The organism is Actinomyces sp. oral taxon 169, assembly GCF_013394715.1.
Lineage (GTDB): Bacteria > Actinomycetota > Actinomycetes > Actinomycetales > Actinomycetaceae > Actinomyces.
Genome location: NZ_CP058259.1, coordinates 1,070,479 through 1,087,881, shown reverse-complemented (window position 1 = coordinate 1,087,881; position 17,403 = coordinate 1,070,479). Strand labels below are relative to the sequence as shown.

General features: G+C 67.3%; 13 protein-coding genes and 4 tRNA genes. 5 read left to right on the top strand and 12 right to left on the bottom strand.

The genetic code is table 11. The features are described from left to right. Nucleotides 1-93: 93 nt before the first annotated feature. On the bottom strand, nucleotides 94-1,029 hold the full coding sequence (locus tag HW274_RS04695) for a PfkB family carbohydrate kinase (protein WP_075403974.1): 936 nt from the start codon (nucleotides 1,027-1,029) through the stop codon (nucleotides 94-96). 18 nt (nucleotides 1,030-1,047) lie between these two features. Beyond that, entirely contained in the window at nucleotides 1,048-2,682 is a 1,635-nt protein-coding gene (locus HW274_RS04690; protein ID WP_043537763.1) for a ribonuclease J, read from the bottom strand. 173 nt (nucleotides 2,683-2,855) lie between these two features. Here HW274_RS04690 and HW274_RS04685 point away from each other — a divergent pair, with 173 nt between their 5' ends. Next, nucleotides 2,856-3,698 carry a polysaccharide deacetylase family protein gene (locus tag HW274_RS04685; RefSeq protein WP_396027390.1) on the top strand — a complete coding sequence of 281 codons (843 nt, stop codon included), beginning with the start codon at nucleotides 2,856-2,858 and terminating at the stop codon, nucleotides 3,696-3,698. Nucleotides 3,699-3,819: 121 nt separating this feature from the next. On the opposite strand, the gene HW274_RS04680 is transcribed toward HW274_RS04685, so the two are convergent. The 4 genes from HW274_RS04680 to HW274_RS04665 all read right to left on the bottom strand — a co-directional run bounded on the left by HW274_RS04680 (nucleotide 3,820) and on the right by HW274_RS04665 (nucleotide 4,217). Next, nucleotides 3,820-3,892: transfer RNA gene (locus HW274_RS04680), tRNA-Glu, on the bottom strand. 48 nt (nucleotides 3,893-3,940) lie between these two features. Beyond that, nucleotides 3,941-4,013, bottom strand: a tRNA-Glu gene (locus HW274_RS04675). A 41-nt stretch (nucleotides 4,014-4,054) separates the two neighbouring features. Further along, nucleotides 4,055-4,127, bottom strand: a tRNA-Glu gene (locus HW274_RS04670). A gap of 18 nt (nucleotides 4,128-4,145) precedes the next feature. Then, nucleotides 4,146-4,217 (bottom strand) — tRNA-Gln (locus HW274_RS04665). Nucleotides 4,218-4,486: 269 nt separating this feature from the next. Here HW274_RS04665 and HW274_RS04660 point away from each other — a divergent pair. Together HW274_RS04660 and HW274_RS04655 are read left to right on the top strand one after the other, a co-directional pair. Next, nucleotides 4,487-5,095: a hypothetical protein gene (locus tag HW274_RS04660; protein ID WP_185989321.1), complete on the top strand. Its 609-nt coding sequence runs from the start codon at nucleotides 4,487-4,489 to the stop codon at nucleotides 5,093-5,095. Between the two features lie 93 nt (nucleotides 5,096-5,188). Next, on the top strand, nucleotides 5,189-5,944 hold the full coding sequence (locus HW274_RS04655; RefSeq protein WP_075255130.1) for a serine/arginine repetitive matrix protein 1: 756 nt from the start codon (nucleotides 5,189-5,191) through the stop codon (nucleotides 5,942-5,944). A gap of 141 nt (nucleotides 5,945-6,085) precedes the next feature. On the opposite strand, the gene gltX is transcribed toward HW274_RS04655, so the two are convergent. After that, complete coding sequence (gltX, locus tag HW274_RS04650; RefSeq protein ID WP_185989320.1) at nucleotides 6,086-7,702, bottom strand: glutamate--tRNA ligase; 1,617 nt, start codon at nucleotides 7,700-7,702, stop codon at nucleotides 6,086-6,088. Between the two features lie 163 nt (nucleotides 7,703-7,865). On the opposite strand from gltX, the gene HW274_RS04645 reads away from it, so the two are divergent. After that, nucleotides 7,866-8,855, top strand: a complete 990-nt coding sequence (locus tag HW274_RS04645; RefSeq protein ID WP_185989010.1) for an IS481 family transposase — start codon at nucleotides 7,866-7,868, stop codon at nucleotides 8,853-8,855. A 670-nt stretch (nucleotides 8,856-9,525) separates the two neighbouring features. Beyond that, nucleotides 9,526-10,077 carry a hypothetical protein gene (locus HW274_RS04640; protein WP_260679186.1) on the top strand — a complete coding sequence of 184 codons (552 nt, stop codon included), beginning with the start codon at nucleotides 9,526-9,528 and terminating at the stop codon, nucleotides 10,075-10,077. A gap of 153 nt (nucleotides 10,078-10,230) precedes the next feature. Here the strand turns inward: HW274_RS04640 and HW274_RS04635 are convergent, their stop codons facing one another. The 5 genes from HW274_RS04635 to HW274_RS04615 form a co-directional block, all read right to left on the bottom strand. Next, a complete protein-coding gene (locus tag HW274_RS04635; protein WP_185989319.1) occupies nucleotides 10,231-11,055 on the bottom strand; it encodes a fumarylacetoacetate hydrolase family protein in 825 nt (274 codons plus the stop codon). 25 nt (nucleotides 11,056-11,080) lie between these two features. Then, nucleotides 11,081-12,676, bottom strand: a complete 1,596-nt coding sequence (locus tag HW274_RS04630; RefSeq protein WP_075255134.1) for a sodium:alanine symporter family protein — start codon at nucleotides 12,674-12,676, stop codon at nucleotides 11,081-11,083. A 239-nt stretch (nucleotides 12,677-12,915) separates the two neighbouring features. Beyond that, on the bottom strand, nucleotides 12,916-14,391 hold the full coding sequence (locus HW274_RS04625) for a sodium:alanine symporter family protein (protein ID WP_185989318.1): 1,476 nt from the start codon (nucleotides 14,389-14,391) through the stop codon (nucleotides 12,916-12,918). A gap of 5 nt (nucleotides 14,392-14,396) precedes the next feature. Further along, the gene (locus HW274_RS04620; RefSeq protein WP_185989317.1) at nucleotides 14,397-15,851 is read right to left on the bottom strand and encodes a sodium:alanine symporter family protein; all 1,455 of its coding nucleotides are present in this window, start codon (nucleotides 15,849-15,851) and stop codon (nucleotides 14,397-14,399) included. Next, nucleotides 15,848-17,395, bottom strand: coding sequence for a sodium:alanine symporter family protein (locus HW274_RS04615; protein WP_075255258.1), 1,548 nt, complete (start codon nucleotides 17,393-17,395; stop codon nucleotides 15,848-15,850). Before HW274_RS04615 ends, HW274_RS04620 begins: the two co-directional genes overlap by 4 nt. Nucleotides 17,396-17,403 lie beyond the last annotated feature (8 nt).

Sequence of the window (17,403 nt, the reverse complement as noted above, 5' to 3'; positions counted from 1 at the left end):
CCCCGGCCGGAGACACGTCACCTTCTCGGTGCCGCGGCCCGGTGCGGGGGCTCGTCCCCCTGAGGGCAGAGGCAGGCGCGCCCCGGACCCCCGTCAGGGCCTCTCGTCGTCGGCGCGGAGGAACTCATCGATCTCCTCGCACAGCGGTGCCTGGGCCGGGCCACTGCGGGCGACGGCGTGGGCGGCGGCCGCGTTGGCTCGCCTGGCCGCCTCGACGACGTCGAGCCCGCCCAGGAGGCCGGCGACCAGGACGCCGGTATGCGTGTCTCCCGCTCCCGTCGTGTCCACGACCTCACGCACGAAACCGGGTACCTCGATCGGCTCGCCGCCCACCGGGTGGAGAACACAGCCGTTCACGCCGGTACGGTGGACGATCAGTGCTTCAGGGCAGGCCTGCCGGATGGCACCGGTGCCGCCCAGTCGCTCCTCGAGGCGCCCCATCTCCAGGTCGTTCCCGGTCAGTATCGTTGCCCTTCTCAGCAGCGGAAGGAGCACCTGGTCGGGGATGTCGGGCTGGACCGGGCCGAGGTCGATCACCAGCCCGACGCCGTCGGGGATCGACAGGAGCCAGTCGGTCAGGATGCCGCGGCTCGTGTAGTGGGCCAGGTCGTAACCCGTGGCGTAGACCCAGTCCCCGGCCCTCAGGTCGATGCTTTCGAGATCCTCACGCTGAGGCTCGCCCTCAACGCCCGCGGTGGTGATGAAGGTGCGTCGGCCGGAGGGCTCGATGAGCGTGGTGCAGGTGCCAATGTCCCCGACGAGCTCCTCGACGAGTAGCTCCACCCGGTCCAGCCGCATCGACTCACGCACCCGCGCGGAGTTGGGGCCGGTTCCCAGGGTGGCGGCCAGGGCCGTGGGAACGCCCTGCCGGGCTGCGGCCGAGACCACGGTGTACCCGCCACCGACGACCGGACCCGACGACGCCCCGGTGATCGCCCCTCCCGGCGTCGGCACGCTGCTGACGTGGAGGGGGATGTCAATGAGGATGGATCCGGTAGATATGAAGCACGCGGGCCGGAAGAGAGTCATGCAGTAAGCGCCCTCCCGCTATGCCTCGATGACGACCGGGACGATCATGGGACGGCGCCTGAGGCGGCGCCCGATCCAGCGCCCCAGGGTGCGGCGCATGACCTGCTGGAGGGAGTAGGCGTCCGCCTTCCCGGTCTCCAGCGCAGCCGACAGGGCCTCAGTCACATCGGGAAGGATCTCCTCGAAGACCGAGTCGTCCTCCGCCACGCCCCGCGCCTGGATGTGGGGGCCGGCCAGGATCGTGCCGGTCGTGGTCTCCACCACGGCGTAGACCGAGACGAAGCCCTCCTCCGCAAGGATGCGTCGGTCCTTGAGCTCGGCCTCGTCGATCTCCCCCACCGAGGAGCCGTCGACGTAGATGTAGCCGCAGGGCACCTGGCCGGCGATACGGGCCACTCCCCCCTCCAGGTCGACGGCCACACCGTCCTCGCACAGCATGACCCGTTCCGGGGCGATTCCCGTCTTGACGGCGAGCCCACCATTGGCCACCAGGTGACGAATCTCACCGTGAATGGGCATGACGTTGCGGGGCTGGACAATGTTGTAGACGTGGAGCAGCTCCTCGGAGGAGGCGTGCCCGGAGACGTGGACCTTGGCGTTGCCCTGGTGGACCACGCGTGCCCCCAGCCTCATGAGCTGGTTGATGACCCGGAAGACGGAGTTCTCGTTGCCGGGGATGAGGGAGGAGGCGAAGATGACGGTGTCGCCGGGCTCGATGGTGACGCTGCGGTGCTCGGAGTGGGCCATCCGGGACAGGGCCGCCATGGGCTCTCCCTGAGAGCCGGTGACCATGAGGACTCTCTCGTGCGGGGGCAGCGAGGTGATGTCCCGGGCATCGATGAGGACGCCGGCGGGGACCTTGAGGTAGCCGCGCTCGGCGGCGATCCCCATGTTGCGCACCATGGAGCGCCCCACGAGGGCGACCCGTCTGTCGTGCAGGGCGGCGGCGTCGAGGACCTGCTGGACGCGGTGAACGTGGCTGGCGAAGGAGGCCACGACGATCTGCCCGTCGGAGTCGGCGAAGACGTTGTCCAGGACCTGGCCGATCTCGCCCTCATGGCCCACCATGCCCGGGACCTCGGCGTTGGTGGAGTCCACGCAGAACAGGTCCACGCCCTCCTCACCGAAACGGGCGAAGGAACGCAGGTCCGTGATGCGCCCGTCGATGGGCAGGGAGTCCATCTTGAAGTCGCCGGTGGCCAGCACGTTGCCGGCATCGGTACGGATCATGACGGCCATGGCGTCGGGGATGGAGTGGTTGACGGCCACGAACTCCAGGTCGAAGGGGCCGTAGGAGACTTCCTCGTGCTCGATGACCTGGCGCAGCACCGGGCGGATACGGTGCTCCTTGAGCTTGGCCTCCACGAAGGCCAGCGTGAGCTCGCTTCCTACCAGGGGGATGTCGTCACGCAGGCGCAGCAGGTAGGGCACGCCCCCGATGTGGTCCTCGTGCCCGTGAGTCAGGACCAGGGCGACGACGTCGTCGATGCGGTGCTCGATGGAGGAGAAGTCAGGAAGGATGAGGTCGACGCCCGGCTGGTCCTCCTCGGGGAAGAGCACACCGCAGTCAACGATGAGCAGCTTGCCGTCCAGCTCGAAGACGGTCATGTTGCGGCCGACCTCGCCCAGGCCTCCCAGGGGAGTGATGCGCATGGCGCCATCAGCGAGGGGGCCGGGGGTCTTCAGCGCGGGAAAGTTCGTCACGCGGGCATCCTACCGAGGATGTCTCGGATATCGATTGATACGGCGCGAGCCAGTTCGACGCCGTCGTGGTTCTGCAACGTTCCGACGGCGAGTTCAGGGGCTTGCCGGGTTCGCTCTACGATATGCCGGTGACGACCACGAGCCTGCCGGATGACGGAGCCAAGGACACCGAGCCCTCTTCGTCAACCGAGTCACAGCTAAGTCCCGCTCCTCGTGAGAGCCGGCGAGGCCTCCTGGGAAGAGCCGCCCTGGCGACGACGGCGGGCGTGCTCGGCGCGGGCGGCGGCGCAGGAGCCACTCACTGGCGGGAGACCCACCTCTCCCCCACGGCCAGAACCGCCCCTCGCCCGGCGGGCCCCGGCAGCGCGCTCGGTACGCGAGTGGTCTTCCAGACCGACGGGAAGTCCGGAAAGCTGGCGTTGACCTTCGACGACGGGCCGGATCCCCGTTGGACTCCACGGGTGCTCGACATGCTGGCGAGGTTGCGCGTGCGGGCCACCTTCTTCGTGCTGGGCTCCGCGGTGCAGGCCCACCCTGAGCTGATCGCACGACAGGTCGCCGAAGGACACGAGGTCGGGGTCCATAACTGGGTGCACACGGATGTCTACGGCGTGAGCTTCTCCGAGCTGAGCGACTCGGTGGACCGCACGTGCGAGGCGATCGTGGCGGCAGGCGCCCCGTCTCCGCACCTGTGGCGGCCTCCCTACGGCCGGGTTGACGCACCTGCCATGATGGTTGCTTCGCTCAAGAGGATGGACCTGCTGCTGTGGAGCGTTCACACGCCAACGGCGGCGGCGGCCGCCGCTGTCAAGGACGTTGCCGGCGCCGGATCGGTGGTGCTGTGCCACGACGGGCGCACGCAGCCCTCCGAGGACCTGTTTTCCGCCCTGGAAGGAGGCCTGCACTCGCTGCTGGAGCGAGGGCTCACCGTCACGACGGGCAGCGACCTGCTGGCCTCCGCCTAATGGACGACTGAGGAACCCTCACCCGCATGAGCGCGGTTCACCGCGGCAGCATGGGGCGAACAGATGGGGAATACACGAGGCACCCGCTTCACCATGTGGTGGAGCGGGCGCCTGTTCCTCGTACCCCCAGCCGGATTCGAACCGGCGCCGCCGCCGTGAGAGGGCGGTGTCCTAGGCCACTAAACGATGGGGGCATGCTATGGAGTTGTGAACCAGCAGACCTCATCAGACTGCTTGATCCGTACCCCCAGCCGGATTCGAACCGGCGCCGCCGCCGTGAGAGGGCGGTGTCCTAGGCCACTAAACGATGGGGGCATATGACAGTCCGAGCACCGAAATCGGCAACCGGACCCTCGTACCCCCAGCCGGATTCGAACCGGCGCCGCCGCCGTGAGAGGGCGGTGTCCTAGGCCACTAAACGATGGGGGCCACAGATCATCAGATCCGCTGGGGTACCAGGACTCGAACCTAGAATAACTGAACCAGAATCAGTCGTGTTGCCAATTACACCATACCCCAAAGGGCTTGACCTCGGAACGGATCACGTCCGAGGCAGCGGGCAGTAATCTACACGCCCACCCCCACCCCATCAAATCGCCAGGGGGTGAAGACCGACACACAACGGACGTCTCGAGGTCTTCCCTCTCCATCCTCGCACTCGCGGCCTCACAGGACTTTTGCAACCGGCACCGCAGCCCCTCCTGAGCGCTCACAACCAAGCGGAGCTCCAGAGGCATCCCCTACACTCCCGTCTAGTTCCTGCTCACCCCACCCTCCTGGGAGGCAATATGCCCACCCGCCTGCGGCACCGTCACCGCCTAGGTAACGGCCCCTGCAGCACTCACCTCCTCACCCTTGGACTGACCCCGATCGCAGCCCTCCCACTGGGCGCCTGCGACCCCGCACACGAAGGACAGCTGGGCGCCGAGCCCACCGGCGTCTCCACCAGGACCGATCCCTCAGGCTCACCAGCGCTGTCCACAACACCGCCCCCGATACCGTCGGCAACACCTTCCGCGACAACCCGGACGGTCCTGAACGTCACGATCTCCAACAACAAGACCGGCACGTGGCACCGGCAGTACGACATACTCAAAGAACCGGTCGCGACGTCGACAAAAATCAGCCAGGCCTACAACTTCCACACAGGAGGATATCCAGCCATCATTTTCTCCAACACAGATCAGTCGATCAACAGCAAAAGAAAAAGGGGTGGAGACAACACAATCTCCTCCGTCAAGGTACGGCAGACGATGCCCAACCACACTTCTTTCGTGGTGACCTCAGGGTCGACTCCCGTCGAAGCCATACCGGACGCGCTCGCCTCCACCGATGCATGGCATCAGTTCCTGTCCTCGACACGAGTGGCGGGACTCGATGCTGGGGCCATGGATTAGATGAGTTCCAGCACCGATCCACAGCACCTCCCTTCCTCCTTCCTCACCACCAGGAGAGCCGCATTGCCTCATCCAGCACCGCACCATCGCCAGATGTTCCTCGCCCGCACCCCCACCAGAGCTCGTCGCCTCGCCCTGGGGATGTGCCTCGCAGCCAGTCTGGCGCTGAGCGCCTGCGGCCCCGCCCACAAGGGACAGCTGAAGGTCGAGCCAGCCGACGCCTCCGCCGAGGCCAGTGCCGAGGCCAGCGAATCCAGCTCGCCCGCACCGTCCAAGTCACCGAGCCCGACCGCCTCAGCGTCGACGCCCTCCCCTTCAGCAACGACATGGACGGCACCGAGTGTCACGGTCTCCAGTGAGGACTCGTCGGTCTGGACGCATGACGACGAACGCATCAAGAAGGACTCGGCCGGCCCTAACGGAACTATTGACGGATACACGGTTAACGCCAACCCCGCCTGCTTCGGCTATATTTCTACAACCGCCGAGGAGAGGTACTACAGCCTCCGAGGAGTCGGGGACGACATTCAGTCCAAGGCGGCTCTCAAGAGTCAGCAGACGATCTTTTCCGGATATCAGACGACACAGGGTCCAAACCAGGTGGACGCCGTCCGGGACGACAGCGGGACCTTGCCGGGCTATGAGGAGACCTTCTCCGTGACCGTCAACTTCTCGGACGCACCCAATACGCCCATGGATGGATATCGCTTCGACAGGCGAGTGGGAGAGAAGGGGTTTGCGCTCGAGGTCATGCTGCTGTGCCCCCAGGGCTCCCTCATCGGGCTGGATCAGTGGCACACGATTCTGGGAGGCATCCGGCTCCAGGGCATCGACGCCGGAGCCATGTAATCGGCCAGCACGGCCCGCAGAAGAGCGGGACGGCTGGTGCGGTCCTGTACTCAGCTCTGCACTCACTGGACGGTGGGGCCGGGACGCGCGCACTCAACGCCGCGTCCCGGCCCCACCGGCTCAGTTCATCGTGCAGTCACCTCACCCGAGCCGGGCCCGAAGAGCCTTCAGCCTGGCCAGAGTGGAGCTGCTTCCAAGGATCTCCATGGACTCGAACAGGGGCGGAGAGACCTGTCGTCCGGTCACCGCGACACGCAACGGGCCGTAGGCCAGACGCGGTTTGATCCCCTCGCCGTCGGGCATGCCCCGCCCCTCGACGATGGCGGTCTTGAGGGCCTCCTCCAGATGGTCCTTGTCCCACTGCTCAGGGCTGAGCCCCTCCAGGGCGCTGATGCCCGCATCCAGCACGTCTCCGGCCGACGCCTTGAGCTTGGCCAGGGCCTTGTCGTCGACGACGAGATCGTCGTCGGACACGAAGAGGAAGCCGAGCATGTCGCGGCTCTCGCGCAGCAGCTGGATCCGCGTCTGAATGAGGGGGGCCGCCGCGTTGAGGATCTCCTGCTCGCGCGCCGTGAGCTTGTCAAAAACCTCCGCTGAGACCAGTGGCACCTGAGCGGCCTCACCGGTCGGGTCGGGGTAGGCGTCGGCGAGGTAGGGCACCAGCCGGTCCCGGAAGTCGGTCTCTGCCAGTGCACGCACCTGCTCGGCGTTGATGGCCTCGCACTTCTTGGGGTCGAAGCGGGCCGGGTTGGGGTTGACGTCATGGACGTCGAAGGCCTCAATCATCTCTGCGGCCGAGAAGACGTCGCGGTCCGCGCTCAGTGACCACCCCAGGAGGGCCAGGTAGTTGAGGAGGCCCTCGGGGATCATGCCGCGGTAGCGATGGATGAGGAGATTGGACTGGGGGTCCCGCTTGGACAGCTTCCGGTTGCCCTCCCCCATGACGTAGGGCAGGTGCCCGAACTTGGGAATGACCTGAGCCCGACCGATGTCCATGAGGGCCCGGTAGAGGACCACCTGCCGCGGGGTGGAGGACAGCAGGTCCTCACCGCGCAGAACGTGGGTGATGCCCATCGCGGCGTCGTCAACAGGATTGACCAGCGTGTAGAGGGGCTCACCGCCCGCGCGCACGACGACGTAGTCCGGCACGCTGCCGGCCTTGAAGGTGATGGGGCCGCGGACCAGGTCGGTGAAGGTGATGTCCTCATCCGGCATCCGCATCCGCAAGACGGGCAGGCGCCCCTCAGCGCGGAAGGCGTCCTTCTGATCCTGGGTCAGATCGCGGTCGAAGCCGTCGTAACCGAGCTTGGGGTCCTTACCACGCTCACGGTGACGCGCCTCGATCTCCTCAGGGGTGGAGAAGGACTCGTACAGGTAGCCCGCCGCCAGCAGCTCGGCGGCCACCTCCTTGTACAGGTCCATACGCTGGGACTGACGGTAGGGCTCATGAGGGCCCCCCTTACCCACTCCCTCATCCCAGTCCAGGCCCAACCAGGTCAGGGAGTCCAGGATGGCGTCGAAGGACTCCTCGGAGTCACGGGCAGCGTCGGTGTCCTCGATCCTGAAGACGAAGGTGCCGCCGGTGTGGCGGGCGTAAGCCCAGTTGAACAGGCAGGTGCGCACCATGCCCACGTGAGGGGTTCCCGTGGGTGAGGGGCAGAAACGTACGCGCACGGACGATGAGCCCTGCTCCGGGATACCGGAGACGGTGGGGGGCTCAGGACGGACAGCGGATGAGTGATCACTGAGTTCAGGCATGATGGGGCCAGGATAGTCCCCTCTGACGCCACCTAGGTGTACTGATCGGGAGGGTTGGTTGAGGGGGTGTGATCTGAGTCTTTGAGGTGAGGAGAGCGCCTTGGGCTGGTTGAGTGGAGGTGTTGCAGTTCCCCATCAGCCAGACACGAAAGGTGCTCTCCTCATGTCCCACGCTAACGCAGCCCTGACCCCGCGTGCTCGTTTGAGGGTCGCCCGTCTGGTGGTTGAGGAGGGCTGGCCCGTCAGCGAGGTTGCTGCCCGGTTCCAGTGCTCATGGCCCACCGTCAAGCGCTGGGCCGACAGGTACAGGGCCGGCCAGCCCATGACCGACCGCTCCAGCCGCCCACGCTCGTGCCCTCACCGCACACCCAAGGCAGTGGTCAAACGGATCGTCTCGCTGCGCATGCGCCTGCGTGAGGGCCCCGTCCAGCTCGCTGCCCGCACCGGGGTCGCGGCCTCGACCGTCCACCGCATCCTGCGAGCCGCCCACCTCAACCGCCTGTCGTACACCGACCGGGCCACCGGTCAGGTCGTGCGCCGCTACGAGCACCCCTACCCCGGATCTCTTGTCCACGTCGACGTCAAGAAGATCGGCAACATCCCCGACGGTGGTGGATGGCGCTACGTCGGTGCGCGCCAGGGCGCGCGCAACCGCGCCTCCACCCCCGGCAAGGCCCGTAGCCAGGCCAGCCGCAGACCGGTGATGGGCTACGCCTGCGTGCACTCGGTGATTGATGACTACTCCCGCGTGGTCTACAGCGAGATCCACGACGATGAGAAGGCCGATACCGCCGTCGGAGTGCTCCAGCGCGCGGTGTCATGGTTCAGCGCCCGAGGAGTCAAGGTGGAGCGAGTCCTGTCCGACAACGGTTCTGCCTACCGTTCCCACGCCTGGCAAGCCGCCTGTCAGCAGCTGAGCATCAAGGCCAAGCACACCCGCCCCTACCGCCCCCAGACCAACGGCAAGATCGAACGCTTCCACCGCACCCTGGCCGACGGCTGGGCCTACGCCCGCCACTACACCTCCGAGACCCAACGCCGCCAGGCCCTACCCGCATGGCTGCACCTCTACAATCACCACCGACCCCACACCGCCACCCAAGGCCACCCACCCATCACCCGCCTAACCAACCTCCCCGATCAGTACACCTAGGGAACAGGTCGGGAACCCCCTCGGGCGGGGCCCGGCCACACCGGCCACCGTGGCCGGCACCGTGAACGCTCCAGCGGCCATGACCAGCACTGAGGCCCCTGCGGCAATATGCCGAGCAGGCACTGTCCTCATAGCCACGACTTCCTTTTCGTGCGTCAACATGGTCTGAGGATCATGTGTTGCCCGAATTCATCATCGGACACGGGGACGCTATGAGGAAGTCCCTCATCTGGAGTACTCGACCTCGACTCTGAGGGATGGGGAACTTACCCCATCGCTCTGCGCACTCAGACGAATTAACGTGGCACCCGTGAGATCATGATGTCGCCGCCAGGAAGTTCTCGCGGCTCCCAGCAGAGGTGATGACATCCCCAGTCCGTTCGGGAAGGCTCCCGACTCATCGTTCCTTGGAGGCCTCATGTCCCCGTCCCCACATCCCGCGGCACATTCCACCAGCCGCCGCCGATCGGCTCTCAGGTTCCCCCTTGTCGCCGGCCTCAGCCTCGCCCTGGCGGTCCCGGTTCTCGCTGCGTGTCAGGACGAGTCCGGCCCAGCGCGCTCCAGCACCTCATCAGGCAAGAGCTCGTCGCAGTCCTCGGACAAGCCCTCCGACTCCTCCAGCACAGAGGGCACGGAGGTCAATGGAGGAGCAGCCGGCTGGCACATCATCGTGTCAGCACCGGGCTGGACCAACACGAAGCGCGATACCGGAGGAGTCAATGAACTGGTCAGCGACGACGGCTGCCAGTTCGTGACGATGCAGAACCTCCTCAACGGACAGCTCTCCACTGACCGCGAGGACACAGAAACCCACGCGGCGAGCGAGCAGCAGAAGTTCTCTCAGGGTGTCACCCATGTGAGCTTCAAACCCGCACAGGATGATTCGACCTCCGTCAAAGACGCCTCTGGAAACGCCATTGAGACCAAGAGGCTGGACTGGACCTACACCGGCAAGGACGGCAAGGAATACCAAGCCACTGAGTTCATCAGAGCATTCTCGACCATCAAGAGGCCGACTATGCTCACCGCAACTCTCATCTGCCCCAAGGACAAGTACTCCACCGCCGTTCTTGACGATCTCATGAAGGACACGACCGTCACCGACCCGGGCCCGGCCGACATGGATGAGGGCGCATCCGGCGATGGCACGGGCAAGGACTCCAAGAGCGACGACAAGAAGAGTGACCAGAAGAGCTCAGGCAGCTCACCCAAGGACACCTGATCGCCTGCCTCGGCGCCCCATGGCCGAGAAGCAACAGCCGAGGGGCAACACCAGCACTCGCCAATGGGCGGGATTCTCAGGGCACGCCCCGGGAGTCCCCGCCCATCGTCGTCGGGACGAGGAGTTAAGCTCCGCGGGGCTGGCCGCGTCGCCTCAGCGACGAACCACCGGGTTGGAGAAGGAGCCGATGCCCTCGACCTCGACCTCGACGCGCTGACCGGCTCGGATCTCGCCGACTCCCGCCGGTGTGCCGGTGAGAATGACGTCGCCGGGAAGAAGAGTGAAGATCGTCGATACGTAGGCGACCAGCTCGGGAATCGAGCGGATCATGTCAGCGGTGCGCCCCTCCTGGACGAGGCGGCCGTCGACCCGGGCGCGCACCACCGCGTCTCCGGGTGAGAAGAGCGGCTCGCGGCCGGGCTCGGGAACCTCGATCCACGGCCCCAGGGGGCAGGAGGTGTCGAAGGCCTTGGCCCGCACCCACTGCGGCTCGGCGCGCTGGCGGTCGCGGGCCGAGACGTCGTTGGCGACCGTGTACCCCAGGATGACGTCGTCGGCGTGCTCCACGGGGACGTCCTTGGCGAGGGTCTTGATGACGACGGCGAGCTCAGCCTCGTAGTGGACCTCCTCGCTCCAGGCGGGCAGGACGATGGGAGCGTCCGGTCCGATGACGGAGGTGTTGGGCTTGAGGAAGACCACCGGATCACGCGGCGGCTCGTCCTCCCCCATCTCGGCGATGTGGCCCCCGTAGTTCTTCCCGATCCCCACGACCTTGGAGCGCGGGATGACCGGTGACAGGAGCCGGGCCTCACGCAGCTCGACGACCTCCCCGGTGGCCTCGGGCAGGGAGTAGAGGGGGTCTCCCTTGAGGACCAGGAGGTGCCCCTCGGACTCGCCCGAGACGGTCTCGTGCTCGGGCAGGCCCTGGACGATGCCGTAGCGGGGCTCGTCGCCGGTGGAGAAGCGCGCGATCTTCATGGGCCTCAGCCTAGCGCTGTTGGGATCAGCTGCCCGAAGCCTCCTCGAGCGCGGCGCGACGCTCCGTGATGGCGGCGTGGGCGGCGCCGTCAACGGCCCAGATGTCTCCGGGGAGCTTGCCGGGCAGGTAGGGGTTGTCGGTAGCGATGAAGCGGATCTCCTCCTTCTCACCGGCCTCGACGGCGCGACGCTGGGCCTCCCAGTCGCGCAGGGCCCCGAAGGCCCAGCCTCCCAGGGCGAGGATGGAGACCATGTTGATGACGGTCATGGCCCCCATGACAAGGTCGGACAGGCTCCACACGAAGGTGAGGGTGGACAGGGAGCCGACGGCGGTGGCCACGATAATCATGGCCCGCAGGGCGTAGTGCTTGTGCTGCTTGCCCTGGAGGTAGTCCATGTTGACCTGGGCGTAGGTGTAGTTGCCCAGGAGCGAGGAGTAGGCGAAGACGAAGATGATGACGGCCATGAGGTACTGCGCCCAGCCACCGAGGACGTTGGTGACCGATGCCGAGGTCAGGGTGTTGGCGGCGCCATTGGCAACCTCTGGGGCGGATTGGGCGGCCACCGGGTCGTAGACCCCGGAGAGCAGGACGATGAGGGCGGTGACGGTGCAGACCACGATCGTGTCGACGAAGACGCCCAGGGACTGCACGAATCCCTGCTGGACAGGGTGGGGGACGGTGGCGGTGGCCGCGATGTTGGGGACCGATCCCTCACCGGCCTCGTTGGAGAACAGGCCTCGGCGGGTGCCGTTGAGAAGTGCGGCGGTGAATCCCCCGGCGGTCCCGGCGAAGGCCTGGTCGACTCCGAAGGCGCCCTCGAAGATGGAGAGGATCGCTCCCGGGATCGCGCTGGCGTGCAGCACCAGGATGGCCACGGCGATGAGGGCGTAGACCACCGTCATGATCGGCACGAGCCACTCCGAGACGGCGGCGACCGACTTGATGCCCTTGAAGATGATCGGCGTGGTGATGACGACCAGAGCAACGGCGGTCATCCACGGCTCGACGTGGAAAGTGCTCTCCAACGTGGCGGCGATCGTGTTGGCCTGGGTGGCCTCGTAGGCGAAGCCGAAGACGAAGGTGATGACGACGGCGAAGAGCTTGGCGGCGGGCTTGGACCCCAGGCCGCGCTGGATGTAGTAGGCCGGGCCGCCGCGGAAGGTGCCGTCGGGGTGGGTGACCTTGTAGAGCTGGGCGAGGGTGGCCTCGATGAATCCGGTGGCCATGCCCACCAGCGCCACGATCCACATCCAGAACACGGCGCCGGGGCCGCCCATGGTGATGGCGATGGCCACACCCACGATGTTGCCGGTGCCCACGCGGGAGGCCAGCCCGACGGCGAAGGCCTGGAAGGAGGAGATCCCGCCCTCCTTGCTGTCACGGGAGGAGGTGATGGCCCGGACCATGTAGGGGAAGAGCCGCAGCTGCACGAATCCGGTCCGCACTGTGAAGTACAGGCCCCCCAGCACGAGCAGCCAGGCGAGCAGGTAGAGGAACAGGTACCCGGCGGCATCATCGAGGATCTTGGCGCCATCGTTGAAGAAGCGCTCCAAGGATGCGGTCCAGCTGTTGTCTGCGCTGGATGCCGCACTGGTCAGAGAAGCCAGAACCGGTTGCACGTGAGATCCTCCGTAGGGGTGGGACGACGGCGCGGGCGCGGTGGGCGTCGGGCGCGCGACCCAGCACGGGAGCGGTCCGTACCGGGATACATGTCCTGCCCACGTCACCCTCCTTCGGGAGGGAGGGCACCGTATTCGCGAAGGCTACGGATACAGTGTTTCGATTCGGTGACGGCCCTGCGGCGTCGCTGCCGCACGTGTGCGAGGCGACGTGGTGCGTTGTGCGCGACACCGCCCATCTACCGGTCGCCTGCCCCTTCCCAGGCGCCTTCCGGCAGAGGCGCCGGAAGGTACTCGGAGTCCCTGCGGAAGACCGACTGGTCGCCCTCCGCCGTCGACCTGCCCCGCCTGGCCTCCCAGTCCCTGAGTGCGCCGACGACCCATCGGCTCAGGAGCACCAGCGCCACAAGGTTGATGATGGCGCCCAGCCCCAGGAGCACGTCCGCCAGGGTCCACACGGTGGTCAGCTGCTGCACGCTGCCGATGCCGGTGCAGATGACGGCGCCGATCTGCAGCGCACGCGCGACCCAGGGACGGTCGGTGAGGTAGTCGAGGCAGACCTGGGCGTAGGAGAAGGCCCCGATGATGGTGGTGTAGGCCAGGACGACGACGAGCAGCGCCATGGGCCAGCGGCTCCACTCCCCCACGAGGTGGGCGATGGCGTCCTGGGTCAGGGTTCCCGCACTCTCCTTGGCGCTCGCCCCGGGCTGGAGGACGTCCGCACCGGCGACCAGGATCGCCAGCGCCGTCGCCGTGCAGACGAACAGGGTGTCCACCACGACCCCGAAGGCCTGGATGAATCCCTGCTGGACGGGGTGGCTCACGGTGGCCGAGCCCGCGGCGCAGGCTGCCCCTCCGAGTCCCGCCTCATTGGAGAACAGGCCGCGGCGCACACCGTTGAGCAGCGCGGCGGTCACTCCGCCGGCCAGGCCGCCCAGCCCCTGGCGCAGGCCGAAGGCGCCCTCGATGATGGAGCGCACCGCCTCGAAGGCCTGGACGGGGTGGGTCAGGAGGATGGCGAGAACCAGCACCAGGTAGGCCAGCGCCATGAGCGGGGCCAGGTACTCCGCCACGCGGGCCATGGCGCGCAGGCCCCCCAGGAGGACCGGCGCGGTCAGGGCCACGACGAGGACGGCTCCCAGGCTCGGTGAGAGCCCTCCGGCCCCCTGCAGGGAGGCGGTGATGGCGTTGGCCTGCACCATGGGCATGACCAGGCCGTTGGCGATGAGGAAGACGACGGCGAACACCCCGCCCAGGATCGGCAGCCCCAGTCCTCGCGAGATGTAGTAGGCAGGACCGCCGCGGAAGGTGCCGTCGGGGCGACGCACCTTGAACAACTGGGCGAGCGTGGCCTCGCTGAATGCGGTGGCGGTACCCAGGATCGCCACGAGCCACATCCACAGCACGGCTCCGGGCCCGCCCAGGATGAGTGCCAGTGCGACCCCGACGATATTGCCGGTCCCCACCCGGCAGGCCAGTCCGACGGCGAAGGCCTGGAAGGAGGTGATGCCGCCGTGGCTGCCGTCGCGGGAGCCGATCACTGAGGCGGCGATCGCGTCGGTGTGCCGCACCTGGACGCCCCGGGTCCTGACGGTGAAGAAGATGCCCGCCCCGATGAGGAGCCACATGAGGCCCCAGGAGTAGAGCATGTCGGAGACGGAGGCCAGGACGGCGTCGACCTGGCCCATCCATGAGATGCGCCCCAGAGGTGCCATGAGAATCAGCCCCGCTTCGCCACGTCGTCGGGCTCCCAGATGCCGGGGACCACATCACCGGGCAGGAGGGAGTTGCCGTGGCCCACGAAAGCGGGCTCGGTGATGCCCCGGGCGCGCTGGGACTCGAAGTCCCGCAGGGCTCCGATGACCCAGGGGGCCAGCCGGATGATGACGACGAGGTTGAGCACGCCCAGGAGCCCCAGGGCGATGTCGGACAGGGCCCAGACGACGGGCAGGGTCAGGACGGTGCCGCCGAAGGCCGCAGCGGTCAGGACGATCCCGAAGATCTGCTCGGACCGGCGCTCTCCGCCCAGGAAGTTGACGTTGACCTGCGCGTAGGAGTAGCAGCCCAGCACCGTGGAGAAGACCAGGACGAAGATGAGCACCACCATGGGCCAGGTGGTCCAGGCACCCAGGTGCTCGGCAACGGCCTGCTGGGTGAGGATCGCTCCGACCAGGGAGTCGTCGCCGGGGTGGTAGGTCTTGGTGGTCAGCAGGATGAGCAGGCCGGTGGCCGTGCACACGAGGATGGTGTCGACGAAGACGCCGAAGGACTGGATGAGGCCCTGGCGCACGGGGTGGGCGACGGTCGCGGTGCCGGCGGCATTGGGGACGGTTCCGAGACCGGCCTCGTTGGAGAACAGCCCGCGGCGCACGCCGTTGAGCAGCGCCGCGAGGATGCCTCCGGCGGTGCCGAACAGGGCCTGGTTGAGACCGAATGCCCCTTCGAGGACACTCCCCAGGACCTCCGGGAGCCTGCCGATATTGAGGATGATGACCACCACGGCCATGAGCACGTAGGCGAGCGCCATGATGGGGGCCAGCCACTCCGCGACTCGGGCCACGAGCCGGACCCCTCCCAGGACCACGGGAGCGGTGAGCAGGACGAGAAAGACCCCCACCATCCAGGCCGAGACGCTGGGGACGGTGGCGGTAATGACCTGGGCCAGTGAGTTCGTCTGCACCATGACCACCGTCACGCCGACTGAGACGATGCAGATGGCGGCGAAGATCTTGCCCCACAGGGCCGATCCCAGCCCGTTCTTGATGTAGTAGGCCGGGCCCCCGCGGAAGGTGAAGTCCCGGCCGCGCTCCTTGAAGATCTGGGCGAGCGTGGACTCCACGAAGCTGGTGGCCATGCCGATGAGGGCGACGACCCACATCCAGAGCAAGGCACCGGGGCCGCCTGCCACGATGGCCAGAGCGACTCCGGCGATGTTGCCGATGCCGACGCGCGCGGCCAGCCCCACGGCGAAGGCCTGGAAGGAGGAGATGCCGCCCTGCGCACCGGATCGGGACCCGGACAGCGAGTTGACCATGGTGCCGAAGTGGCGCAGCTGGACCAGACGGCTACGTGCTGTCAGGTAGATGCCGGCCAGGATGAGCAGGGCGGTAAGAAGATAGGTGTAGAAGAAGTCGTCGACGGAGTTGAGCAGGTTCTCGATACTGGTGAGGTTCATGCGTCGGCTCCTGTCGAGGCGGCGGGCTGGCTGCTGGCCGGGGTGGCTGCGGGAACGCCGTCGTCGGCGGTGCCGCCCGCCTCGTCCAGGTGGGTCCTCTCGCCGGTCCAGACGTCACCGGGGAGGTCGCCGGGCAGGTAAGGGTTACCCACACCGCTGAACAGGGGCGTGACTCGTCCCGCCGAGCGCTGGGCGTCCCAGTCCCTGAGTGCCCCCACTCCCCAGCGGGCGAGCCAGATGAGGGCGACCAGGTTGGTCAGGGTCATGATGGCCATGGTGATGTCGACGGTGTTCCACACGACGGTCAGAGAGGCGAGCGCCCCCAGCCCGGTGGAGACCACCGAGACGAGCCGGGGCAGCCAGCGCCACTCGGGCCGCTCGGAGATGAAGGTCATGGAGACCTCGGAGTAGGTGGCCGCGGCGATGATGGAGGAGAAGGCCAGGACGAAGATGACGATGGCCATGGGGACGGCCGTCCAGCTGCCGAGGGCGGCGGCGACGGCGTCGGAGGTCAAAGTGCCCGCGGCCTTGGGGGTCAGCGTGCCGTTCTGGACGAGGGCGGGGCTGTAGACGCCGGAGACCAGGATGATGAACGCGGTCGCGGTGCACACGATGATGGTGTCGACGAACACGCCGAGGGACTGAATGAGCCCCTGCTGGACGGGGTGGGCCACGGTGGCGGTAGCGGCGGCGAAGGGGGCGGTGCCCTGTCCGGCCTCATTGGAGAACAGGCCGCGGCGGGTCCCGTTGGTCAGGGCGGCGATGATGCCGCCGGTCACCCCTCCGGCGAAGGGCACCGGACCGAAGGCCGAGGAGATGATCGTGACCACAAGTCCCGGGAGCTGGGTGATGTGGAGGGCGACGATGACAACGGCCATGACGACGTAGACCAGGGCCATGATGGGCGCCATCCACTCGGTGACGCGGGCGACCCGGCGCACTCCGCCCAGGATGACCAGGGCGGAGAGTCCCACCAGCACCGCGGCGGCGGCGCTCGGGGGCAGGTGCAGCGGGGAGTCAGGGCCGATGACCCCGGCGACGGCGTTGGACTGGACCATGATGATGGAGAAGCCGCAGGTGAAGATCGTCAGTCCCGCGAAGGCGACACCCAGGGGGCGGCTGCGCATCCCGCGCGCCATGTAGTAGGCGGGCCCGCCGCGGAAGGAGCCGTCGGTGTGGCGGACCTTGAACATCTGGGCCAGGGTCGCCTCGAAGAAGGCGGTGGCCATCCCGACCAGGGCGACCACCCACATCCAGAAGATCGCACCGGGGCCGCCCAGAATGAGGGCGGCGGCCACGCCGAAGACATTGCCGATGCCCACGCGGGCGGCCAGGGAGATCGTGAAGGCCTGGAAGGAGGAGATGCCTCCTTGAGCCCCGGAACGCGACCCGGCCACCTGGCGGAACATGTCCGGCAGGCGGCGGAGCTGCACGAAGCCGGTGCGGACGGTCAGCAGGATCCCGGTACCGACGAGCACCCACATGGTGATGTGGAGCGTGATCCAGTCCGAGACGGCCTCGAGCTGAGCGGCGAGGGCATCCATGGGAGATT